This is a genomic window from Ensifer sp. ENS09 (assembly GCF_014852425.1).
In the GTDB taxonomy this organism is placed as follows: domain Bacteria; phylum Pseudomonadota; class Alphaproteobacteria; order Rhizobiales; family Rhizobiaceae; genus Ensifer.
This window is the reverse complement of sequence record NZ_JACVBP010000002.1, coordinates 416,212-437,024: the sequence shown is the minus strand read 5'-3', so window position 1 is coordinate 437,024 and position 20,813 is coordinate 416,212. Positions and strand designations below refer to the sequence as shown.

Sequence of the window (20,813 nt, the reverse complement as noted above, 5' to 3'; positions counted from 1 at the left end):
TGCCGAGGAGACTAAGCGAGAGGCCGTCGCGGTACCAGAACGGTCGCCATGACATTTTTTGATAGACCCATTCACCCCGATGCTGTTTTTTCGGGGTATGCGGAAAGACTAGAATAAAAACCTCAAGGAGACGCAGATGGCCGTCGATACATCCCCCCGCTCAGTGACCTGGACCTATGTCGATGGTGAATGGCTCTCGGGCAATCCGCCGCTGATCGGCCCGACCTCGCACGCGATGTGGCTGGGCTCGACGGTATTCGACGGCGCCCGCGTCTTCGACGGCGTTGCTCCCGACCTCGACCTTCATTGCCAGCGCGTCAACCGCTCGGCGATCGCACTTGGCCTGAAGCCGACGATGGCGGCGGAAGAGATCGAGGCGCTGACCTGGGAAGGCGCCAAGAAGTTCGACGGCAAGACAGCACTTTACGTGAAGCCGATGTACTGGGCCGAGCATGGCGCAGCCGGCGTCGTCGCCATCGATCCGGAATCGACCCGTTTTGCGCTTTGCCTGTTCGAGGCGCCGATGGGCAACGGCCATGGCGGCTCGTCGCTGACGCTCTCGCCCTTCCGTCGGCCGACGCTGGAATCGATGCCGACCGACGCCAAGGCAGGTTGCCTCTATCCGAACAACGCGCGCATCCTGACCGAGGCCCGTTCGCGGGGCTTCGACAATGCGCTGGTGCGCGACATGCTCGGCAACATAGCCGAGACCGGCTCGTCCAACGTCTTCCTGGTCAAGGACGGCGTCGTCTTTACGCCGGCTGCCAACCGCACCTTCCTTGCCGGCATCACCCGCTTCCGCGTCATGACGCTGCTGCGCGAAGCCGGTTTCGAAGTGGTCGAGGCAACGCTGACGATGGCCGACTTCGAAGCGGCCGACGAGATCTTCACGTCCGGCAACTACTCCAAGGTTCTGCCGGTGACACGCCTTGAAAGCCGCGACCTGCAGGCCGGTCCGGTCGCCGCCAAGGCGCGCGATCTCTACATGGACTGGGCGCACGCGGCCCGCGACATCTGACGCAGCCGGGGCCCTCATCAGCGTGCGGCCGGGGCCGCCACGCTGGTGAACGCGGTCAACGACCTTTCCCGCACACTCAGTGCGAGCGCGGAGCGCGCGCCGTGGCTGCGGCGCGCCTGTGGATCAGGTAGGCCTGCACGGAAAGGCCGGACAGGAAAATCACCAGCCAGACAAGCAGTGTTGTTTGCACGATCGGCGATTCCGGCCCGCTGGCAAGCGGTTGCGAGGCGGGCAGGCGCTTCAGCGTTTCTGCGATCGCCGGCACGATCAGCAGGAAGTAGCTGAACGAGAGACCCAGCGCCGTGAGGTACGGCTTCAGGCGTCCGACGAAGGCGAGCCTGTCGACAGCAAGGCTTCCGGCGACCACTGCCAGCGTGACGAGGCCCAGCGCATGCCCCGCGTTGAACCCCCCGGTGCTAGAAAGTCCGGCAGAGGTCAGAACCGCAAGAATGAGCGTGGCGAGGTAGATCTTGCCGGATCGGGTGGAAGGGACAATCGCGCCGTAGCGTCCAAAGCCGTAGAGGCCGGCGGCGACAGGGGCGAGACTGATTGCGGTATGGACGATGCCGAGCGTGGAAAGTGGATTTGCCATGAACTTGCTCCTTCAAGTCTCGACCGACTAGTTGGTCGGCACGGTTGTCAAAAGAAAACGCAATGGTCCCGTTGCCATCGCGTCCGTTACGTCAATTTCTAGCGCCGGCGGCTCAAGCCTGCCGTTCCCACGGGAACACCGCGCTGCAAATGGGCGTTTCACCGCCGCTATTTTTCCGCCAGTCGGTCAAGCTCCGACCACCAGACGATCCAGTGCCGGCCGGGCGATTGCGGAAAACACCGCCGGATCGGAGCCAGCAACGCGTGCGGCGAGCATCGCGCCGTGAACGGTGGCCATGAGGGTCTCGGCCTCCGCCTTCGGTCCATGCGCAGCCTTCAGGTGGCCGCTGGTCACTCCGTCTTCGATCGCCGCACCGAGCCACCCGGAAAGGTCGGAAAAATGGCCGCGCACCTGCGCGACGACACTATCGGGCAAGGCGGGGATCTCCGAGGCGAGAAGGGCGCCGATGCAGAAGGGCGTATGCTGCTTGGCGATACAGTCTTCCCAGTAGCCGACATAGGCTTCGAGCCGGGCGACCGGATCGCTGACGGCGGCAAACAGTCCCTCGACGCTGCGGCGATTGTTCTTGCGATAGCGGGCAAGCACGGCGGTTGCGAGGTCGGCCTTGGTCGGGAAGTGATGGTGGATGGTCGCCTTGCCGACGCCCAGTTCGGCGGAGATGTCGGCATAGCTGAACGCATTGTAGCCCCTCGACACCATGAGGCGCTCGGCTGCGTCCAGGATTCTCTCGTGGGTATCGCTTACCATGACCAAGATCTATCAACGGCGCTGTTGAAGCTCAAGCGACAAGCCATGTCCGCAAGGCGGCTGTGTCGCGGTCGTCGGGGCAGGCAGCCACGTCCAGCCGGGCTGCTTGACCGGCTGGACGTCGATGGGGGTCGATGCGGCCGCTGGCCTATCGGCCCTGCAGGATCTTGATGAGGTTCACCGTTGGCCCTTGGTTGCTCGTGAGCTGCCGGACGTCGGCATATTTCAGCCGGCCGGACGCCATGGCATTAACGATGCGCTTGCACACGACAGCCTGAACCTTGGCCGGTGGAACGCTGATCAGCAAGGCGCCGTATTCGCGGTCGGCTTTTGACCACTTCTTGCTGACGCAATCCTTGTGAAGCGCCTTTTGCATGGCCGGGCTGCCCTGGACAGCGGTCTGCAGGCGGGCATATTCGTCCTGTGATGGTGCGCAGGCGGCAAGGGTCGTGAGGGCAACAACAAGTGAGGCGATGCGTAGGGACTTCATGACAATCTCCGGTTGGTGTTGTCCCGGTAATTGCATGTGTATCGATTCGCAACTCGTTGTGGCCGACGGAGGCAGTTTGTGACGGGCTGGAGATCGCACCACGGACCGTCGCCACCGCGACCGGCTTACGACGTCGAGTGCCTGCGCCTCGTGGCCCAGTCAGGCATAGCCGGCCCGGCCGCGATAGCTATCGCCCGCGCCCCTCGCTCATTGATCTACTGTGCCTTCGTCGGAACGGCGATGTTGACCGTATCTGGTGTCAGTTCGCCGCCGAGCTCCACCGTCTTCTTCTGCTTGTCGAAGACGCAGATCTGGGTCACGGCGGTGTCGGATCCCTTGGGCGTGCCGATCACCAGCGCCAGGCCGAAGCTTTCCGAGCCGAAGGGGTCGACGACGGCGCTTGCCTTTTCCAGCGACGCGGCGGCCGCCAGGCACTTTTCGGAGACCTCTGCCCGGAAACTTTCCCATGCATCGCCGGAGGAGGCGGCAGCCGTAGACGCAATGAACGTTGTGGCGGCGGCGAGGGCGAAGGCGGTAATCAGGCGCTGCGGCATGGACTGTCCTTTATGCATGGTTGCAACGGTCGCGAAGCTGCACGCGAACCGTGGCATGAATGTGCTCGAAAGTGTCATGCTTTCAAAATGATGTTGAAAGTATATTCCGTGGGTTGAGGAAAAATTGGCATTGCATCGGTTGCCTCCATGGGGGTCGGTGCCTATGTTCCCGCTCACGGATTTCCCGACGAAATTCCATGCCAAGAGGAGATGCCCACATGGCTTTCGAATTGCCGAACCTTCCCTATGACTACGATGCGCTGGCGCCCTACATGTCGCGCGAGACGCTTGAGTACCACCACGACAAGCATCACCTCGCTTACGTGACCAACGGCAACAAGCTTGCCGAAGAGGCCGGCCTTGCCGACCTGTCGCTCGAGGAAATCGTCAAGAAGTCCTACGGCACCAACCAGCCGCTGTTCAACAATGCCGGCCAGCACTACAACCACGTCCACTTCTGGAAGTGGATGAAGAAGGGCGGCGGCGGCACCAGCCTGCCGGCCAAGCTCGAAGCGGCCATCAAGTCCGACCTCGGCGGCTACGACAAGTTCCGCGCCGACTTCATCGCCGCCGGCACCGGCCAGTTCGGCTCGGGCTGGGCCTGGCTCTCGGTCAAGAACGGCAAGCTTGAAATCTCCAAGACCCCGAACGGCGAAAACCCGCTCGTGCACGGCGCCTCGCCGATCCTCGGCGTCGACGTCTGGGAACACTCCTATTACATCGACTACCGCAACGCCCGTCCGAAGTACCTCGAAGCCTTCGTCGACAGCCTGATCAACTGGGATTACGTGCTCGAAATGTACGAAGCGGCTTCCAAGTAAGCTGCCCGTCTTCGATGCATGACGTTTGGACCCGGCGCTCGCGCCGGGTCTTTTCGTTTGCGCTTGCCGGAACTGTGCAGATCAAGCCGCTGGCGGCGTCTTCCAGCCGCTGACCCAGAGCTCCCTCAGACGATTTCCTTCGCCGGAAAAGAACGCTTCGACCGCCTCGCAATGCTCGACGCGGTCGGCACGAAAGTTGCGGATCGCCTGGCGCAATTCGCACCAGCCGACGATGTTGGCGGTTTCCGAATAGTAGATCAGCGCGACCGGCCTGATCGTGCGTTCCGTGGCGCGGCCCATTTCGTCGCGATAGTCGAGCTCGAGCTTCTGCTCGTCGCGGATCGCCCGACGCACCAGGGCGAGATCGATGCCGGCGGGCGAGGGGGCGATCGTTCCCCAGGCATGCAGCGCCTGCGAGCGGAACGCCAATCTGAGCGGTTCGGGCACGGCGGCGGTGATCTTCTGGTTGACGCGACCGGCGGCTGCCTTCAGTTCCTCGTCGCCGGTTCGTGCCAACAGCGCCAGGGCCAGGGCGATCGCTTCGGTTTCCTCGATCGAAAACATCAGCGGCGGCAGGTCGAAGCCGGGCCTGAGAATATAGCCGATGCCGCGGCCGCCTTCGATCGGCACGCGCATCGCCTGGAGTGCGGAGATATCGCGGTAGATCGAGCGCACTGTCACCTCCAGCGTCTCGGCCATTTGCGCGCCGGTCACGGGCTTTCTCGCAAGCCGGAGGATCTGGATGATCTCGAAAAGCCGTGCCGCCTTGCGCATAGAAAATCTCCCCCGTCGTCAACGCTCCTGACACACCCTTGTCAGTTGCCGGGATCTATACCATCAGCCAACGGATTGAAAAAACAGCAATTCGATTGAGAAATGAAAACCTGGACGACGGACAACTGACATGACCTACACGGAAAATCTCTGGCTCTTCTTCACCCTTTTGTTCGGCATCATCATCGTGCCGGGCATGGACATGGTCTTCGTCCTGGCGAACTCGCTAACGGGTGGGCGGGCCTCCGGCCTGTCTGCGACCGCCGGCATCATGGCGGGCGGCGTGCTGCACACGCTCTATGCGGCACTCGGCGTCAGCGTCATCCTGCATCTGGTGCCCGGCCTCTTCAACGTGCTGCTCGTCGCGGGTGCCGCCTACATCGCCTGGATCGGTTTTTCCCTGGTCAAAAGCTCGATCACCATCGGTGGCATCGAAGGCTCGGACAAGCTCTCGCGCTGGGCAAGCTTCCGCCAGGGCGCGCTGACGAGCCTGATGAACCCCAAGGCCTATCTCTTCATGCTGGCGGTCTATCCGCAGTTCCTCAAGCCGCAGTTCGGGCCGATCTGGTCGCAGGCCCTGGTCATGGCGGCGATGATCGCTGCGACGCAGCTCGCCGTCTATGGCGGTCTTGCCCTTGCTGCAGGCCGCGGGCGGGACTTTCTGGTCGGCAGCCCCGAGACGACCGTGTGGATCGGCCGGGCCGCCGGGGCCGTGCTCGTTCTGGTCGCCGCCTTCACCGTGTGGCAGGGGTGGTCGGCGCGGTGATGCCGCCCCGGTCTCTGTAAGTATAAACATGAATATTAAAGTCATGTTATTGACGGGTTCGTGGAGATCCCGGAATTGCGCCGATCGACGGAAATTCCTTTGTCCTAACAAGAGCATCAAATAAATGTTACTTCCGTCGAATACTCAAAATGACATCATGCCGGCGCATTGGGCATGAAGGCCAGGCAGGCAGATTCGCCGATTAGATTTCATTGACCGGGAGATCCTGATGAAAATACGCGCACTCATGTTGGCTGCCGCACTCGCGGGCCTGGGTGTTACTGCCGTGACCGCAGCCGACGAGCCGCAGGTGGTTCGCCAGCAGGCGATGAAGAAGGTGGGTGCCGCGACCGGCGCGCTTGCCGGCATCGCCAAGGGCGAAAAGCCCTATGACGCCGAGGTGGTCAAAGCGTCGCTGACGACGATCAGCGAAACGATGAAGACCTTCCCGGACCATTTCCCGGCCGGCTCGGAAACGGGCCATGAGAGCGAGGCAAGCCCGAAGATCTGGGAAAACATGGATGACTTCAAGGCCAAGGCCGCCAAGCTCGGCACGGATGCCGGAGCGGTGCTGGCACAGCTCCCGGCCGACCAGGCAGCCGTTGGCGCGGCCCTCGGCGGCATCGGCAAGGACTGCGGCAGCTGTCATGAGAGCTACCGCCTGAAGAAGAATTGATAGGCGATAACGTCCTATCCGGCTGAATGAGGAGGCACGCGACGTCCCGCCGCGTGCCTCCATTCGTATTTAGCACGCTGTTTTCGGCAGGGCATGAGGGGAGACTATGGGTCGTCGGGCGAGAAAGCTGGTTTCGGGTCTTGTTGTGCTGGGCGTCGTCGGCGGTGCCGCCTTCTGGTGGCTGACGAAGCCGGCACCCTGGAGCGCTTCCCATTGGGAGGGCCTGGGTGAGCCGGATCTTGCCAATGGCGAACAGGTCTTCTGGGCCGGCGGCTGCGTCAGCTGTCATGCCGGCAAGGGTGCGGAAGGCGACGCACGCCTGGTGCTTTCCGGTGGCGCACCGCTGAAGAGCCCGTTCGGCACCTTCCACGCGCCGAACATCTCGTCGGACGAAACCGCCGGCATCGGCGCATGGACGCTCGCGGAGTTCGCCAACGCGATGACCCGTGGGGTGGGGCGCAACGGCGAGCATCTCTATCCGTCGTTTCCCTATGGTTCCTATGCGCGCATGACGGCAAAGGACGTCAACGACCTCTGGGGCTTCATGAAGACGCTGCCGAAGAGCACGGAGGTTGCGCCGCCGCACGAACTGCCGTTCCCCTACAACATGCGGATCGCGTTGGGTGGCTGGAAGTTGCTGTTCCTCACCGACAAGCCACGCGCCGCGGTGGACGCGAACGACCCGAAGCTTGCCCGTGGGCAATACCTCGTCGAGGGGCCCGGCCATTGCGGCGAATGCCACACGCCGAGGAATGCGCTCGGCGGCTTCGAGCCGGACCAGTGGCTCGCCGGCGCGCCGAACCCGGAAGGCGAGGGCCGTATCCCCGATATCACGCCCGGCTCCAAGAGCATCGGCAGCTGGAGCGCCTCGGATATCGCCTCCTATCTGGAGACGGGCTTCACGCCGGAGTTCGATTCCGTCGGCGGCTCCATGGTGGAAGTGCAGAAGAACATGGCGAAACTGACGCCGGCCGATCGCGAGGCGATCGCCGCCTATCTGAAGGCGGTACCGTCGCTCTAAGGCCTTGATCTGAGAGGCAAGGCGCGCTCAACTCCGCTTCGCAACGAGGAGGAGACTGAATGCGCCCACACGAAACCGCGCCCTACGACCAGTGGATCGAACGCAGCCCCGAGGAGATGGTGGCGCGCGCCGCGGACTTCTATGAGGAGGTCAACCGCCGCCGGACCACGCGCTATTTCAGCGATCGCCCGGTGCCGCGCGAGGTCATCGAAACCTGTCTGAAGGCGGCCGGCACGGCACCGAGCGGTGCCAACCATCAGCCCTGGCATTTCACCGTCATCGAGAGCGCCCGGATCAAGGCCGAGGTGCGCCACGCGGCGGAAGAGGAGGAGCGCATCTTCTATCGGGACAAGGCCCCGCAGGAGTGGCTCGATGCGCTGGCGCCGCTCGGCACCGACGAAGATAAACCCTTCCTAGAGACCGCTCCCTACCTGATCGTCGTCTTCTCGCAGAAGCGCGGCGGCCCCAATCCGGGGGATCTGAAAAAGAACTACTACATCAACGAAAGCGTCGGTATCGCCACCGGCATCCTGATCACGGCGCTGCATCACGCGGGCGTTGCGACACTCACCCATACGCCGGCGCCGATGAACTTCCTCAACGAGATCTGCGGCCGGCCGGACAGTGAAAAACCGTTCCTGATCCTGGTGGTCGGCTATCCCGCCCCGGATGCGACCGTGCCGGTCGCCGGCAAGGTGAAGAAGCCGCTCGATCAGATCTCCAACTGGCTCTAGGCAGTTTTCAAACAAAAGAGAGGCCGCTTTCCGCCCCGAAACGGAAAGCGGTTTACCCGATGCTGCCGCTGTCGTCCGGCCCATGCTCCCGCCCGTAAAGTGCGAGAAAGCCGTCGAGCTCGGGTGAGCCGAGGCCAAGGCCATGCAGGATCTCACCGGTAAAGCTGATCGGCGCCGTGCCGGCGGCGGTGACGACATGGCCGCTACGCATCGCCTGCGACTGATCGCGATAGTGCGAAGCACCATGATAGCCGGTCAGCGCCGCAAGGCTTTCAGCGCTGTTGCCGGTGTGGTCGACGCGGTCGAGAAGACCGCATGTCGCAAGGGCATGGACGCCGCCGCAAATGGCTGCGACCACACGCTTGTTGCGATCGAAGGCGCGGATCGTCGAGGAGAGATCGGGCGCCTCGTTCGTGTCCCAGATGGCGCCGCCACAGATCACCAGCCCATCGAAGCCGGCCGGATCGAGGGCATCGACCGAGAGATGCGCCGAAACATCGAGGCCACCCATTGAGGCGACGCGCGCGCCGTCGACGGTGGCAACCTCGATATCGACGCCGAGATGGGTGCGCGCCGCCGCCATCAACAGCGCGCATTCCCAATCGGCGAAGCCTTCGCACAGGACGATTGCAAGACGCATCGGCAGCTCCTCAGCCAAGCTTCTGCATATAGCGCATGCCGGTCACCGGGCGAGGGACGAAGCGTTCGGATTCGTAGAAATGGTGAGCCTGGAAGTTACCCGTGGCGGCACTGACCGAAAGGAAGTCGCAGCCGGCCATCTTCGCCTGCTCGCGCGCCTTGGCAACCAGGTGGCGGCCGATGCCGGTGCCGCGGTTTTCCGGGCGAACGAAGAGGTGATGCAACTCCATGCCGCGCGCGCCTTCGGCTGCCCGGTAGATCGGCACCAGGATCGCGTAGCCGATCAGCCGGTTGCCGGCCTCGGCGACGAGCGCCGTGATCCAGGGCATGCGACCGAAGAGATCGCGCTCAAGCTGTTCCGGCGTGATCGGGGCGGCGTCGCCGTGATGGGCGGAAAGCTCCGCGATCATGTCGCGCAGTTCCGGCAGGTCGCGCTGCTTGGCTGAGCGGATCGTCACCATCGGCGGGCGTGTCGCCGGGGTCGCATGAAGGGTAGGGATGGCGGTCTGTAGCATGTCTCGGCTCCTCGGGTTTTCTCGCCATCAGGAGCCGGAAAAACAAAAGCCGCCTGATGGCGGCCTTGTTGAATATGATCAGCAGGCCGCTCCTATCGGAACAGCCAAAAATACACGCGGCAAATGGGTGCGTTCTTGATCATGGGCGCTAGATTGTTTGTTTTCGCACTTTTGTCAACGGGGATTTTTCAAGGCGACTAATTAAGCTGCCGCCTCAGTGTTCGCTCTCGCACATGGAATGGTCGGCGAGCGCCCGGATCACGTAGCAGTCGCCGACGGTATGGTTGCCGTCGCAGGCGACGATGCGTTCCAGTTCCTGCTCCAGCTTCTTCAGCCGCGCGATCTTCTCGCGGACCGTCGTGAGGTGCTCGCTGGCGATCCGGTCGGCCTCGCCACAAGGGCGCTCCGGATGCTGGCTGAGGGCGAGCAGATCCTTGATCGAATCGATCGACAGGCCGAGGTCGCGCGCATGTCGGATGAAGGCCAGTCGCTCAAGCTCGCTTTTCTCGTAGCGCCGCTGGTTGCCTTCGGAACGCTCCGGTGCCGCGATCAGCCCCATCTGCTCGTAATAGCGGATCGTCGGGATTTTGACGCCGGTGCGCCGGGAGAGATCGCCGATGGAATACATGTTCGCCTCAAACCTATAGCTTCTGGAGCATTAGATAGTTGAGCCTAACCCTGTGTCAATGGCAAGGAGGAGGAGGGGCCGGTCCCGGCCCCTCCGAATGCTGGACACTGCGAGCCGGTTTGACTAGTCGCGGTGGTTCTCGAGGAACGAGAGCAGGGCTTCGTCGAAGAGATCGCTTTCTTCCAGCTGCGGCGTATGCCCGCTCTCCTCGAAGAGCCGCACCGTCAGGTCTCTGAAGTCCGCCCGATATTCATCCCAGCTGAAGGCAGGAGCGACGAGATAGTCCGAGCGGCCGAGCGCAAGCAGCACCGGCGCCGCCAGCCTGTTCAGACCCTTTCGGATATCGATGTCGCGAAAGACCTCGCCCCAGAGATGGTCGAACACCGCATTGTTGACCGTGACATCGCGCCAAAGCGGCGCTGCGTCGAAGTCCGGCTGATGCCAGCTTTTCGCGCCGAGCCGGATCAGCAGGGCTTTGAAACGCGCCTCAGGCCGTGCGGCGATGTCGTCGCCAAGCTTGGCCATCTCCCGTTCGAAGATCGCCTTTCGCGCAGGCGACACGGTTTCTTCCCAGATCCGATCGGCGAGCGCCATGTGGCGGGCCGAATGGCTCGGGCCGGTGCCGACCATGATCACGTGGCTGACCCTCTCCGGATGCCGCTTGGCATATTCAAGCGCCATGCAGCCATGGCCGGAATGGCCGAGAATGGGGAAGCGTTCGAGACCCAGATGCGCCCGCATCCGCTCGATGTCGTCGAGCACCGTCTCGAAACCGATGTCGACAGCGGCATAGTCGGTCCGCGCCGGCGCGAAGCCGCGATGGTCGATGAAGACCAGCTGCAACCTCTCGCGAAGCGCTTGGGAGAAGGTGCGCGGGTAGTAGGTGGCGCTGCCGACGACGAGCAGCGGCATGCCGCTGCTTTCGATCCGATAGCTGAGGTCGAAGGGGCCGGCGCGAAGGCTACCGGCTTCGGAAACAAATCCGTCTTTGGTGGTCATGAGGATGATCCTAGCGATGGCCGGTGAACGGTCATATCCATGTCAGGCGTTCAGGCGGCCGGAAAAAGCCATGCCAAAAACCGCCGAGGGGCGGCCGTGGCGTCGGTTATTTTCTGCCGGTGAACGTCGCTAACGGATCAGGCGCATGGAACTTGGTCCTCTCTGGAGGATCGCTGGATATCATCGATTATCCGACCGAGACAAGCCGATCGGCACAAACCGCCCTCTCAGAGGATGTCTTCGCCGCCATTGGCGATATCGGCCGTCGCCGTGTCGCGCTGCTGCTCGACACCCATTGCGCGCTCGATTGCCTTGCGGATCTCTTCTTCGGCGGCTTGCCGCTGCTCAGGCGGCATCTCCTTGAGATCACCTTCGGTCAGGCCCATTGCCTTGAGGACCTGTTCGCGGATTCTCTCGACGAGGCTCTTCTTCGCTTCGTTCAGAAACTCGTCGCCGACCGAACCGTCCGGAGCCGCAGGGCCTTCCTTGGCGGAAATCGAAGCCGTGCTCTCGCCGTCCCGGGTCGCCGTCATCCACAGCGCGTTGGAAAGCGCGTTCGATGTCGAAGGCGGCGCGATCGTTGGGGCCTGGCGTGGGCGCGCATCACTGCCGCTCCCTTCGATCGGCGTGATGGTGCCCCCCTGCTGGCGGCGCTGGGAGAAGTAGTAGCTCGAGATGCTGTTGTCGATCTTCATGGGAATCCCCCGGAATCTGTCGTCCGGGGGAAGCTGCTGTCGCGGGCTTGCGCGGAGCTTGCTTTTGCAACCATCTAGCGAGAATTAGGGATATCTCGCGCGCCTCACGGCAGGGTGTAGGCGATGATGTAGTCACCCGGCCTGGTGCCGACCGAGCCGTGGCCGCCGGCGACGATCAGCACATACTGCTTGTCGCCGACCGCATAGCTCATCGGTGTCGATTGGCCGCCGGCGGGCAAGCGCGCTTCCCAGAGCTGGCGCCCGGTCGTCAGGTCATAGGCGCGCAGGTAATCGTCGACCGCAGCACCCAGAAAGGCGATGCCGCCCTTGGTGATCATCGGCCCGCCGATGCCGGGAACGCCCACCTTGAACGGCAGCGGCAGCGGCGTCATGTCCTCGACCGTACCGTTCTTGTGCTTGTAGGCGATCTTGCCGGTCCTGAGATCGGCGCCAGCGACGTAACCCCATGGCGGCGCCTGGCAGGGAATGCCGAGCGGCCCGAGGAACGGCCCCATGAACACGCCGTAAGGCGCGCCGTCGTTGCGGTTGAGGCCCTGTTCCGAGCCCTTTTCGTCCTGGCCCTTCGGCGGCACCTGGTCGCGGGGCACGAGCCGTGAGGTGAAGGCGAGGTAGGTCGGCATGCCGAACATCACCTGCCGTTCCGGATCGATCGCCACGGAGCCCCAGTTGAAGGTGCCGAAGTTGCCGGGATAGACGAGCGTGCCCTCGATTGATGGCGGCGTATAGCGGCCCTCGTATTTCAGCGACCGGAACGCGATGCGGCAAGCGAGCTGGTCGAATAGCGTGACGCCCCACATGTCCTTTTCCTGCAGCGGCGCCGGCATGAAGGTGAGGCCGGAGACCGGCTGGGTCGGGGCGGTGAAGTCCTCCGGGATCGCGCCGCCCGGCGCCTGCACCTCTTCGACCGGGATGATCGGCTCGCCGCTCCTGCGGTCGAGCACGTAGATGTCGCCCTGTTTCGTCGGGCCCACCAGTGCCGGCACGACGGTGCCGTCTTCCTTGGTGATGTCGAGCAGCGCCGGCTGGGCCGGCACGTCCATATCCCAGAGATCGTGATGCACGGTCTGGCGCACCCAGCGCACCGCGCCGGAGTTGATGTCGAGCGCGACGATCGAGGACGAGTACTTTTCGACGTGCTCGCTGCGGCCCATGCCGAGCTGGTCGGGCACCTGGTTGCCCATGGGAACGTAGACGAGGCCGAGGCCCTCGTCATAGCTCATCACCGACCAGCTGTTCGGCGAGTTCGTCGTGTAGGTTTGCCCCTCTGGAAGCGGTGTCGTCACGTCAGGATTGCCGCTGTCCCAGTTCCAGATCAGTGCACCCGTGTTGATGTCGAATGCGCGGATGACGCCGGACTGTTCCTGGGTGGAATAGTTGTCATTGACCGCACCGCCGATGATGAGCTTGCCGCCGACGGCAACCGGCGGCGACGTTGAATAATAGTAGCCGGCCGGATTGTATTTCATGCCCGTTTCGAGATGCAGCACGCCGTTGTCGGCAAAGCTGGTGCAGACCGAGCCCGTCGCGGCATCGAGCGCAATCAGGCGCGCATCCGAAGTTGGGAGATACACGCGTTCGGCGCAGGGGCTGCCCGGGGCTGCAGCCGGGTCGGCCCAATAGGTAACGCCCCGGCAGGTCTGGTGCTGGCGGTCCGGGTTCATGCCGGAATTGCTGTCATATTTCCACTTCTCTTCGCCGGTTGCCGCATCGAGCGCGATCGCCCAGTTGTGCGGCGTGCAGGCATAGAGCGTGTCTTTGATCTTGAGCGGCGTTACCTGATAGGTGGTTTCGCCCACGTCGTCGGGGCGTTTGACGTCGCCGGTCTGGTACTGCCAGGCGACCCTCAGCCCCGCGACATTGTCAGGCGTGATCTGATCGAGTGGCGAATAGCGCTGGCCGTAGGCGGTGCGCCCGTACTGGTGCCATTCGTTTGGCGGTACCGAGCCGCCGAGCGGCGGATTTTCCGCGACGACATCGCTTGGCAGATCGCCGCGGATGTCATGCGGGTCCTGCATGATCGCGTATCCGGCGACACCGACCGACACCAGCACCGCAAAGGCCAACGGCCAGGCGCTCACGGCATAACGCTCGCCTGTCGGGCTCTCGAAGCCGAGCGGCCGGCGCACGGCAGGCAAGAGCAGCCAGAGCCCCAGAAGCACGAGGACGCCGCCGCGCGGGCCGAGCTGCCACCAGTCGAACCCTACTTCCGAAATCGCCCAGCCGAGCGAGCCGAGGATCATGAACGCATAGAGCCAGATCGCCGCCGATCTCCGCGTGAACAGCAGCACCGCCGTCAGCAGGAAGCCGATGCCGATTGCGAGGTAGTAGGGGCTGCCGCCAAGCATGAGCAACTTGGCGCCGCCGCCGCCAAGCGCGAGGCCGATGAGAGCAAAGACGATGGCCGTCAGTACGAGCATGATGGAACTCCCGCATCGAAGAACGGTGCCATGGCACCTTTCCATTGCGGCGGTCCTCGCCGGACCGCGTGAGACAGGTGGGTTTCGAGGCGGCGGTCGCGCGCATGTCGCGGCCGCCCGGTCAGGCAAGGCGCTGAGCGCCTGTCCTTCTAGCACCTAACGCGCCACCTCTGCCTTTCAATAGCCACATTCCGCAACGCGGAAATTTTCGCAGGCCCGCAATAAGCTTGCGCTCAAGCGAGGGACGGCCGAGCGTGCGCCACGCGCGTTGAACCGCTGCGGATAGCGCGTCCGAGAGCGATCAGCCGAAGGTCACTGCGTAAAAACAGTGGCATAGAGCGATTAGGTGAATCTGCCTGGCAGCGGATGTCCAGAGACTGCGGGAGCACAGGCACCGGCATTCCGCATTCCCGCACGGGGCCTATGTGCCGCAGAAGGTGCGCTGGACTTCCTCTTGCGGGCTCGGCGGAGCCTGGTAGCGGGCAAACTGCGGCTGGTCGGCATAGGGATTGGCGGTTACTTCGACCAGGGCCTCGAAGAGCGAGAAGTCCGCATCCTCGGTCGCGGCAGTGATCGCCTCTTCGATCCGGTGGTTGCGCGGAATATAGGCCGGGTTGACCGCCTTCATGGCGGTCGCGCGTTCATCCGGCGTCGCCTGCTCGCGGCTGAGACGCTGACGCCAGTCCTGCAGCCACGGGCCTATTGCCTCGGCCGAGGCAAAGGTCGAGGCGAGCACGGCGTCGGCGGCCGGGTCGCGGGCGCTGTCGCACAGCCGCCGGAAGGTGAGGGTGAAATCCGCCTCTCCCTGATGCATAGCCGTCAGCAGTGCCTGCAACAGGTCGAGGTCTCCCTCTTCGCTCATGGCCAATCCGAACTTGCGCCGCATGCCGTCCAGCCAGTGGCGCTGGAAGGTCGCGCCGTATTCGCCGAGCGCATCGTTGGCCAGTTCCACCGCCGTATCCTGGTTGTCGTCGAACAGCGGCACCAGCGTTTCGGCCAGCCGCGCCAGGTTCCATTGCCCGATCGCCGGCTGGCTCGCATAGGCGTAGCGACCGACCTGGTCGATCGAGGAAAACACCTTCTTCGGATCGTAGGCGTCGAGGAAGGCGCAGGGGCCGAAGTCGATCGTCTCGCCCGAGATCGTCATGTTGTCCGTGTTCATCACGCCATGGATGAAGCCGACATGCAGCCAGCGTGCGATCAGCTCCGCCTGGCGCGCGGTCACCGCCTTGTAGAAGGCGAGATAGGGTCGTTCGGCGTCCTTGACCTCGGGGTAGTGGCGATCGATCGCGTAGTCGGCAAGCACCTTCACCGATTCCATGTCTCCGCGCGCTGCGAAGAACTGGAAGGTGCCGACGCGCATATGGCTTGCCGCAATCCGCGTGACGATTGCGCCCGGCAGGATCTGCTCGCGGTAGACCGGCTGTCCGGTGACGACGGCGGCAAGCGCCCGTGTCGTCGGAATGCCGAGCGCGTACATTGCCTCGCTGACGATATACTCGCGCAACACGGGGCCGAGCGCCGCGCGCCCGTCGCCGCGCCGTGAGAAGGGCGTCTGGCCCGGTCCTTTGAGCTGGATGTCGCGCCGCTTTCCGTTGCGGTCGATCACCTCGCCAAGGAGGATCGCGCGGCCGTCGCCGAGCTGCGGTACGAAGGTACCGAACTGATGGCCGGCATAGGCCATGGCGAGCGGATCGGCACCGGCGGGCAGGCGGTTGCCTGAAAAGATCTCGGCGCCCTCGCGCTCGAGCGTCACCACGTCCAGCCCGAGCTCCTCGGCCAACGGCTTGTTGAGCTTGATCAGCCACGGCTCTGCGACGGGTGTCGGCGCAACACGCGCGAAGAACTGCTGTGGCAGGCGCGCGTAGCTGTTGTCGAAGGCTAAGGCTTCGGCATTTCCGGTCGGCGAGGGAGGAGCGTAATTCATGACGATGCAGTCAACGGCTCTTGCCGGGATGTCCGGCTGCCGTCCTTTCCGCCCAAGTCTACACGACCGCTATCGCTTTCGCGAGGGTGGCGACGAGAAGGCGCCCTCCCGCAATTGCTTGCGAGAGGGCCGGGGAGGGCGAGGCCCCGCGCCTCAGGCGCTGAGCGCCGTCGGTGGAAGGCAGGCCTCGCAGATTGCCGCGATGTGGCGATGGTCGGTGCCGCAGCAACCGCCAAGGATGCGCAGTCGTGGCAAATGGGTCGTCAGTGTCCGATAACGCTGGCCGAGGTCGAGGGGATCCCCGGCATCCAGGGTTTCGCCGTTGTCGAGCTCGGCATGGCTCATCCTGGAGGCGTTGGCGCGGATACCGGCAATGCGCTGCGCCCAGGCGCTCCCCGTATCAAGGCTGGTCTCGAAATGATCGGGATGGGCGCAATTGACCATGTAGTAGTGCGGATAGCCGCCGGTCTCCGCATCCACCGTTTCGATCGCGGCCTGAAGGGTACGGCCGTCTGGGAGCCGGCCGTTGGTTTCCACCGTGAAGGCGATCGAGCAGGGCATGCCATGGCTTTGGGCCGCCCGGGCAATGCCGGTCGCCTCGTCGATGCTGGTCAGCGTATAGGCGCTGACGATATCGGCGTCGCTGGCGGCAAAGGCCGAGATCTGTGGCCCGTGATAATCCTCGGCCTCGTCCGCGCTCATGCGGCCCAGGCGATAGCCGTCTCCGCGCGGCCCGATGGCGCCGCTCAGCACGATCGATGCTTGCGGACGTTCGTACTCGGTGCGCAGTTCCGCCAACATGTAGATGGCGTTCTGGTTGACCTCGGTGAGGGCCGGGGCGTCATAGCCGAGCTTCATGCCCCAGTCGGCGCTGGCGCGCCAGGTGGGCGTGTCGAGCACGAAGCCGGTACCGTGCTGCTGGGCGATCGCGAGGTATCGCTTGTAGTAGTCGAGCAAGCGTCGCCGCCCGTCCGCCGTCGAAATGAGCACGAAGGCGGCGAAATGCGGGAGGGAGATGCCCTCATGAAAGATCAGCGTCGTTTCGATGCCGCCGTCACTCAGGAACAGTCCACCCTTCAAGAGCGGCAGGCTGCGTCTGTATTTGGCCATATCGGTCTCCACCGGTTCAGTCTTGGCTGAAGGGCCCGCGGATGCCTCCAACACCGCAGAGCGAAGTAAATTTCTGCCTTATGATCATCTTCTAAACTAGACGACTTGCGGTATACTATTGCTAATATACTAAATTACTGTAGTAAAATCAGTGACTTACTGTTCTGTTGCCGTCGCTGCGCTAGGGGCTGGCCGCCGAGTAATTGCTGGAAACCGTACCAATGGTAGGGAGCAGCTAATGCGAAAGGGTGAGGAAACGCGCGCCAGAATCCTCGACGTTGCCGAGGCGGCGGTGCTTGCCAAGGGTTTCGGTGCGACGTCGATCGACGAACTGATCGCCGAAACCGGCATCACCAAGAGCGGGTTCTTCTATCATTTCCGCGACAAGAACGAGCTCGCGCGGGCTCTGCTCGAGCGCTACATCGAGAACGACGAGCGCATCTACGACGAGATATTCGGCCGCGCCCATCAACTGTCCGACGACCCGCTGCAGGCGTTTCTCCTGGGACTGAAGATGCTGTCGGAAATTCTCGCCGACCTGCCGAACGGCCATCCCGGCTGCCTGGTTGCTGTCATGTGCACGCAGGAGCGCGCCTTCGATCGGGAGATCCAGGAGATCAACCGGCAGGCGGCGCTGATGTGGCGTCGGCGTTTCGGCACGATGTTCGAGGCGATCATGCAAGTCTACCGACCACGCGAGCCGCTCGACGTCGACCAGCTTGCCGACATGGTCTCGACCGTGCTCGAAGGCGGCATCATCCTGTCGAAGGCGCTGAAGCAGCCTGAAACCCTACCGCAGCAACTGCTCGTGCTGCGGTCCTTCGTCCGGTTGTTGTTCCAGCCGACGGCGTGAGCAATTCCAGCAAAAGTGTGAAGCGGTCTTCCGTTCGGAACGGCGCCTTTTGAGGAGCGTCAGCCTTCCATCTCAAGCGCCATCGCAGCAAGCTTGCGCACGGTGTTGAGGTTGCGCGCCGTGCCGGACTTGGCCGCCGGCAGCTTGAACTTCGACCGGCCGGAGCCGTTCGGAAAGTGGATATAAATCTCAGTTCCGGCAACCTGGGTTTCTTCGCCATCGGGTGCCACGAGCTTGTCGAGCGCGTCGGATGGTGCCGGCTCGCGCAGGAAAACGACAAGCAGCAGATTGGGCTTGGCGTTCGGGAAGGGTGCCTGATCGGCGATCGCCTGCAATTGCGCGCCGTTCCTGATCATTACGCCCGGCGCCTTACCGAGCTTTTCCTGAAGGGCGCTGTCCAGCATTGCGGCTGCGTCTGCCGCCGGCAGATCGGAGCGGAACAGCACGTTGCCGCTCTGAATGTAGGTCTTGACGTCGGTAAAGCCGAGCCCCTCGCAGATCGCCTTGAGGTCGGCCATTGGAAGTGATCCCGTACCTCCGACATTGACGGCACGCAGCAGGGCGACGTGGACGGACATGGCGGGACCTCCGGGATCAGGTGAGAAAGGGACGAGGAACCCGCAAACAGGTTCCTCATCCCGATGCGTTTACATCTTGCCGGCGACCTTGATGGCAAAGGCGTATTCGAAGGCGATTTCCTCGAGCCGCTGGAAGCGGCCCGACGCGCCGCCATGGCCGGCATCCATGTTCGTCTTCAACAGGATCGGCGCACTGCCGGTCGTCTTCTCGCGCAGTCGCGCGACCCACTTGGCCGGTTCCCAATAGGTGACGCGCGGATCGGTGAGGCCGCCGAGTGCCAGGATCGCCGGGTAGGACTTCGCCTCGACATTGTCGTAGGGCGAGTAGCCGGCGATGATGTCGTAGAACTCCCGGCTCTCGATCGGGTTGCCCCATTCCGGCCATTCCGGCGGGGTCAGCGGAAGGGTGTCGTCGAGCATGGTGTTGAGCACGTCGACGAAGGGGACGGCCGCGATAACGCCGGTGAACTTCTCCGGCGCCATGTTGGCGATCGCGCCCATCAACATGCCGCCGGCCGAGCCGCCTTCTGCGACGATCTTCGCGTAGGACGTGAACTTCTGTTGATTCAGATAGTCAGCGGCAGCGATGAAATCCTTGAAGGTATTGGTCTTCTTGGCCATCTTGCCGTCTTCGTACCAGGCAAAGCCGCGATCCTTGCCGCCGCGGATATGAGCGATGGCATAGACGAAGCCGCGATCGGCAAGCGACAGGCAATTGGTGTTGAAGCCGGCCGGAATGGTGATGCCATAGGCGCCATAGCCATAGAGCAGGCAGGGCGCCGAACCGTCGAGCGGCGTGTCCTTGCGGTAAAGCAGCGTCACCGGCACTTCGGTGCCGTCCCACGAGGGCGCGAAGACGCGGCGGGTGACATAGTCGTCCGGGTTGTGGCCCGAAGGCACTTCCTGGGTCTTCAAGAGCGTGCGGGCGCGCGTCGCCATGTTGTAGTCGAAGAGCTGCGACGGCGTGGTCATCGAGGAATAGGAGAAGCGGATGACGTCGGTGTCGTATTCGGCAGCGCCCGAAAGACCGAGCGAATAGGCTTCTTCCGCAAAGGCGATCGCATGTTCCTCGCCGGTCTTGCGGTCGCGGATGACGATCTCCGGCAGGCCTTCGCGGCGCTGCAGCCAGACGAGATGGCGGGCATAGGCCATGTGGCTGAGGACCAGCGTGCCCGGCTTGTGCGGCACCACCTCGCGCCAGTTCTGCTTGCCGGGTGCTGTAACCGGCGCTTCGACGATCTTGAAGTCCTTGGCGCCATCGGCATTGGTGAGGATGTAGAAGACGTCGCCGCCTTCGGTCATCGAGTATTCGAGGCCGGTGACGCGCTCGGCGACGAGCTTCGGCTCAGCCAGAAGATCCTTGGTCGAGAGCAGCCGGTACTCGCTGGTCTCGTGATCGTGGATGTCGATGTAGATGAAGTCGTCGAGCAGCGAGCCGCCGACCGACATGAAGAAGCCGGGATCGGTTTCTTCGAAAACCAGCCGGTCGTCGGCCTGGTTCGTGCCGAGGATATGGTGGAAGATCTTCGACGGGCGGTGATTGTCGTCGAGTACCGTGTAGAAGAAGCTCTTGCCATCCGGCGCCCAGGCGCCGCCGCCACCGGTGTTCTCGATCACGTCTGCCAGGTCTTCGCCCGTTGCGAGGTCGCGCACCCGAAGCGTGAAATACTCCGAACCCTTGTCGTCATAGCCCCAGATGCCGAGGCTGTGGTCGGTCGAATGGTCGAGGCCGCCGAGGCGGAAATAGGCCTTGCCTTCCGCTTCCTTGTCGCCGTCGAGCAGCAACTGCCGGATTGCCTCGTCCTGGTGGTCGCCGTCACGGGGAATGCGGAAGTACCGCGGCTGTTCGCCGCCGGTGACATAGGCATGACCATAGGCGAACGGACCGTCCTTGACCGGGATCGAGCTGTCGTCCTCCTTGATGCGGCCGCGCATCTCGGAAAACAGCGTCTTCTGCAGCGCCTTCGTGTCGTCCATCGCCGCGTTCATGTAGGCGTTTTCGGCCTCCAGATGCTTACGGATATCCGGATCGAGGATCGAAGGATCCTTGAACATCGCCTGCCAATTGTCCGCGCGCAGCCAGGCATAGTCGTCGGTGCGGGTAATGCCGTGGCGCGTGTCGCTGACCGGCTTCTTTGCGGCGACGGGAGCTTTGGGGAGGTTGCTGAATACGGACAAGATACGTCTCCGGGATCAATGCGGCGGGAGACAATGAGA

The 20,813-nt window shown here is 63.4% G+C and carries 22 protein-coding genes; 7 read left to right on the top strand and 15 right to left on the bottom strand.

What is annotated here, in order from left to right; translation table 11 throughout:
- Nucleotides 1-136: 136 nt before the first annotated feature.
- Nucleotides 137-1,018, top strand: a complete 882-nt coding sequence (locus tag IB267_RS10290) for a branched-chain amino acid aminotransferase (protein WP_192447504.1) — start codon at nucleotides 137-139, stop codon at nucleotides 1,016-1,018.
- A 76-nt stretch (nucleotides 1,019-1,094) separates the two neighbouring features.
- On the opposite strand, the gene IB267_RS10285 is transcribed toward IB267_RS10290, so the two are convergent.
- The 4 genes from IB267_RS10285 to IB267_RS10270 form a co-directional block, all read right to left on the bottom strand.
- The gene (locus IB267_RS10285) at nucleotides 1,095-1,610 is read right to left on the bottom strand and encodes a hypothetical protein (RefSeq protein ID WP_192447503.1); all 516 of its coding nucleotides are present in this window, start codon (nucleotides 1,608-1,610) and stop codon (nucleotides 1,095-1,097) included.
- Between the two features lie 186 nt (nucleotides 1,611-1,796).
- On the bottom strand, nucleotides 1,797-2,378 hold the full coding sequence (locus IB267_RS10280; protein WP_192447502.1) for a TetR/AcrR family transcriptional regulator: 582 nt from the start codon (nucleotides 2,376-2,378) through the stop codon (nucleotides 1,797-1,799).
- Nucleotides 2,379-2,526: 148 nt separating this feature from the next.
- Nucleotides 2,527-2,868 (bottom strand): hypothetical protein, encoded by a 342-nt coding sequence (locus IB267_RS10275; protein ID WP_192447501.1) that lies wholly within the window; start codon nucleotides 2,866-2,868, stop codon nucleotides 2,527-2,529.
- Nucleotides 2,869-3,083: 215 nt separating this feature from the next.
- On the bottom strand, nucleotides 3,084-3,422 hold the full coding sequence (locus IB267_RS10270; protein ID WP_192447500.1) for a hypothetical protein: 339 nt from the start codon (nucleotides 3,420-3,422) through the stop codon (nucleotides 3,084-3,086).
- 218 nt (nucleotides 3,423-3,640) lie between these two features.
- Between IB267_RS10270 and IB267_RS10265 the strand changes: the two genes are divergently transcribed.
- Nucleotides 3,641-4,243, top strand: a complete 603-nt coding sequence (locus tag IB267_RS10265; protein ID WP_043610924.1) for a superoxide dismutase — start codon at nucleotides 3,641-3,643, stop codon at nucleotides 4,241-4,243.
- 81 nt (nucleotides 4,244-4,324) lie between these two features.
- Here the strand turns inward: IB267_RS10265 and IB267_RS10260 are convergent, their stop codons facing one another.
- Nucleotides 4,325-5,017, bottom strand: a complete 693-nt coding sequence (locus IB267_RS10260) for a YafY family protein (protein ID WP_192447499.1) — start codon at nucleotides 5,015-5,017, stop codon at nucleotides 4,325-4,327.
- 130 nt (nucleotides 5,018-5,147) lie between these two features.
- Between IB267_RS10260 and IB267_RS10255 the strand changes: the two genes are divergently transcribed.
- From IB267_RS10255 to IB267_RS10240, 4 genes are all read left to right on the top strand, one after another.
- Nucleotides 5,148-5,783, top strand: coding sequence for a LysE family translocator (locus IB267_RS10255; RefSeq protein WP_192447498.1), 636 nt, complete (start codon nucleotides 5,148-5,150; stop codon nucleotides 5,781-5,783).
- 229 nt (nucleotides 5,784-6,012) lie between these two features.
- Nucleotides 6,013-6,459: a cytochrome c gene (locus tag IB267_RS10250; RefSeq protein ID WP_192447497.1), complete on the top strand. Its 447-nt coding sequence runs from the start codon at nucleotides 6,013-6,015 to the stop codon at nucleotides 6,457-6,459.
- A 106-nt stretch (nucleotides 6,460-6,565) separates the two neighbouring features.
- Nucleotides 6,566-7,480: a cytochrome c gene (locus tag IB267_RS10245; RefSeq protein ID WP_192447496.1), complete on the top strand. Its 915-nt coding sequence runs from the start codon at nucleotides 6,566-6,568 to the stop codon at nucleotides 7,478-7,480.
- A 59-nt stretch (nucleotides 7,481-7,539) separates the two neighbouring features.
- Nucleotides 7,540-8,214, top strand: coding sequence for a nitroreductase family protein (locus tag IB267_RS10240; protein WP_043610916.1), 675 nt, complete (start codon nucleotides 7,540-7,542; stop codon nucleotides 8,212-8,214).
- A gap of 52 nt (nucleotides 8,215-8,266) precedes the next feature.
- Here the strand turns inward: IB267_RS10240 and IB267_RS10235 are convergent, their stop codons facing one another.
- The 8 genes from IB267_RS10235 to IB267_RS10200 all read right to left on the bottom strand — a co-directional run bounded on the left by IB267_RS10235 (nucleotide 8,267) and on the right by IB267_RS10200 (nucleotide 17,165).
- Nucleotides 8,267-8,854: a DJ-1/PfpI family protein gene (locus IB267_RS10235; protein ID WP_192447495.1), complete on the bottom strand. Its 588-nt coding sequence runs from the start codon at nucleotides 8,852-8,854 to the stop codon at nucleotides 8,267-8,269.
- Between the two features lie 10 nt (nucleotides 8,855-8,864).
- The gene (locus IB267_RS10230; RefSeq protein WP_043610912.1) at nucleotides 8,865-9,368 is read right to left on the bottom strand and encodes a GNAT family N-acetyltransferase; all 504 of its coding nucleotides are present in this window, start codon (nucleotides 9,366-9,368) and stop codon (nucleotides 8,865-8,867) included.
- A 214-nt stretch (nucleotides 9,369-9,582) separates the two neighbouring features.
- Complete coding sequence (locus tag IB267_RS10225; protein ID WP_043610910.1) at nucleotides 9,583-9,996, bottom strand: helix-turn-helix domain-containing protein; 414 nt, start codon at nucleotides 9,994-9,996, stop codon at nucleotides 9,583-9,585.
- A gap of 123 nt (nucleotides 9,997-10,119) precedes the next feature.
- Nucleotides 10,120-10,995, bottom strand: a complete 876-nt coding sequence (locus tag IB267_RS10220) for an alpha/beta fold hydrolase (RefSeq protein WP_192447494.1) — start codon at nucleotides 10,993-10,995, stop codon at nucleotides 10,120-10,122.
- Between the two features lie 227 nt (nucleotides 10,996-11,222).
- Nucleotides 11,223-11,690: a hypothetical protein gene (locus IB267_RS10215; RefSeq protein ID WP_192447493.1), complete on the bottom strand. Its 468-nt coding sequence runs from the start codon at nucleotides 11,688-11,690 to the stop codon at nucleotides 11,223-11,225.
- 104 nt (nucleotides 11,691-11,794) lie between these two features.
- On the bottom strand, nucleotides 11,795-14,131 hold the full coding sequence (locus tag IB267_RS10210; protein ID WP_192448291.1) for a glucose/quinate/shikimate family membrane-bound PQQ-dependent dehydrogenase: 2,337 nt from the start codon (nucleotides 14,129-14,131) through the stop codon (nucleotides 11,795-11,797).
- Between the two features lie 418 nt (nucleotides 14,132-14,549).
- Nucleotides 14,550-16,055 carry a YdiU family protein gene (locus IB267_RS10205; protein WP_192447492.1) on the bottom strand — a complete coding sequence of 502 codons (1,506 nt, stop codon included), beginning with the start codon at nucleotides 16,053-16,055 and terminating at the stop codon, nucleotides 14,550-14,552.
- A 153-nt stretch (nucleotides 16,056-16,208) separates the two neighbouring features.
- On the bottom strand, nucleotides 16,209-17,165 hold the full coding sequence (locus tag IB267_RS10200; protein ID WP_192447491.1) for a homocysteine S-methyltransferase family protein: 957 nt from the start codon (nucleotides 17,163-17,165) through the stop codon (nucleotides 16,209-16,211).
- Nucleotides 17,166-17,403: 238 nt separating this feature from the next.
- On the opposite strand from IB267_RS10200, the gene IB267_RS10195 reads away from it, so the two are divergent.
- Entirely contained in the window at nucleotides 17,404-18,018 is a 615-nt protein-coding gene (locus IB267_RS10195) for a TetR/AcrR family transcriptional regulator (protein ID WP_192447490.1), read from the top strand.
- 59 nt (nucleotides 18,019-18,077) lie between these two features.
- Here IB267_RS10195 and IB267_RS10190 read toward each other — a convergent pair whose 3' ends face one another.
- Together IB267_RS10190 and IB267_RS10185 are read right to left on the bottom strand one after the other, a co-directional pair.
- Nucleotides 18,078-18,596 carry a DUF1697 domain-containing protein gene (locus IB267_RS10190; protein WP_192447489.1) on the bottom strand — a complete coding sequence of 173 codons (519 nt, stop codon included), beginning with the start codon at nucleotides 18,594-18,596 and terminating at the stop codon, nucleotides 18,078-18,080.
- A 69-nt stretch (nucleotides 18,597-18,665) separates the two neighbouring features.
- Nucleotides 18,666-20,774 carry a S9 family peptidase gene (locus tag IB267_RS10185; protein WP_192447488.1) on the bottom strand — a complete coding sequence of 703 codons (2,109 nt, stop codon included), beginning with the start codon at nucleotides 20,772-20,774 and terminating at the stop codon, nucleotides 18,666-18,668.
- Nucleotides 20,775-20,813 lie beyond the last annotated feature (39 nt).

Excerpts from the sequence above, each read along its gene's own strand:
- IB267_RS10235 (WP_192447495.1), bottom strand. The coding sequence starts at position 8,854 with ATGCGTCTTGCAATCGTCCTGTGCGAAGGCTTCGCCGATTGGGAATGC.
- IB267_RS10245 (WP_192447496.1), top strand. The coding sequence starts at position 6,566 with ATGGGTCGTCGGGCGAGAAAGCTGGTTTCGGGTCTTGTTGTGCTGGGC.
- IB267_RS10275 (WP_192447501.1), bottom strand. The coding sequence starts at position 2,868 with ATGAAGTCCCTACGCATCGCCTCACTTGTTGTTGCCCTCACGACCCTT.
- IB267_RS10220 (WP_192447494.1), bottom strand. The coding sequence starts at position 10,995 with ATGACCACCAAAGACGGATTTGTTTCCGAAGCCGGTAGCCTTCGCGCC.
- IB267_RS10200 (WP_192447491.1), bottom strand. The coding sequence starts at position 17,165 with ATGGCCAAATACAGACGCAGCCTGCCGCTCTTGAAGGGTGGACTGTTC.
- IB267_RS10215 (WP_192447493.1), bottom strand. The coding sequence starts at position 11,690 with ATGAAGATCGACAACAGCATCTCGAGCTACTACTTCTCCCAGCGCCGC.
- IB267_RS10190 (WP_192447489.1), bottom strand. The coding sequence starts at position 18,596 with ATGTCCGTCCACGTCGCCCTGCTGCGTGCCGTCAATGTCGGAGGTACG.
- IB267_RS10265 (WP_043610924.1), top strand. The coding sequence starts at position 3,641 with ATGGCTTTCGAATTGCCGAACCTTCCCTATGACTACGATGCGCTGGCG.
- IB267_RS10250 (WP_192447497.1), top strand. The coding sequence starts at position 6,013 with ATGAAAATACGCGCACTCATGTTGGCTGCCGCACTCGCGGGCCTGGGT.
- IB267_RS10230 (WP_043610912.1), bottom strand. The coding sequence starts at position 9,368 with ATGCTACAGACCGCCATCCCTACCCTTCATGCGACCCCGGCGACACGC.
- IB267_RS10290 (WP_192447504.1), top strand. The coding sequence starts at position 137 with ATGGCCGTCGATACATCCCCCCGCTCAGTGACCTGGACCTATGTCGAT.
- IB267_RS10280 (WP_192447502.1), bottom strand. The coding sequence starts at position 2,378 with ATGGTAAGCGATACCCACGAGAGAATCCTGGACGCAGCCGAGCGCCTC.
- IB267_RS10255 (WP_192447498.1), top strand. The coding sequence starts at position 5,148 with ATGACCTACACGGAAAATCTCTGGCTCTTCTTCACCCTTTTGTTCGGC.
- IB267_RS10285 (WP_192447503.1), bottom strand. The coding sequence starts at position 1,610 with ATGGCAAATCCACTTTCCACGCTCGGCATCGTCCATACCGCAATCAGT.
- IB267_RS10270 (WP_192447500.1), bottom strand. The coding sequence starts at position 3,422 with ATGCCGCAGCGCCTGATTACCGCCTTCGCCCTCGCCGCCGCCACAACG.
- IB267_RS10205 (WP_192447492.1), bottom strand. The coding sequence starts at position 16,055 with ATGAATTACGCTCCTCCCTCGCCGACCGGAAATGCCGAAGCCTTAGCC.
- IB267_RS10260 (WP_192447499.1), bottom strand. The coding sequence starts at position 5,017 with ATGCGCAAGGCGGCACGGCTTTTCGAGATCATCCAGATCCTCCGGCTT.
- IB267_RS10240 (WP_043610916.1), top strand. The coding sequence starts at position 7,540 with ATGCGCCCACACGAAACCGCGCCCTACGACCAGTGGATCGAACGCAGC.
- IB267_RS10195 (WP_192447490.1), top strand. The coding sequence starts at position 17,404 with ATGCGAAAGGGTGAGGAAACGCGCGCCAGAATCCTCGACGTTGCCGAG.
- IB267_RS10225 (WP_043610910.1), bottom strand. The coding sequence starts at position 9,996 with ATGTATTCCATCGGCGATCTCTCCCGGCGCACCGGCGTCAAAATCCCG.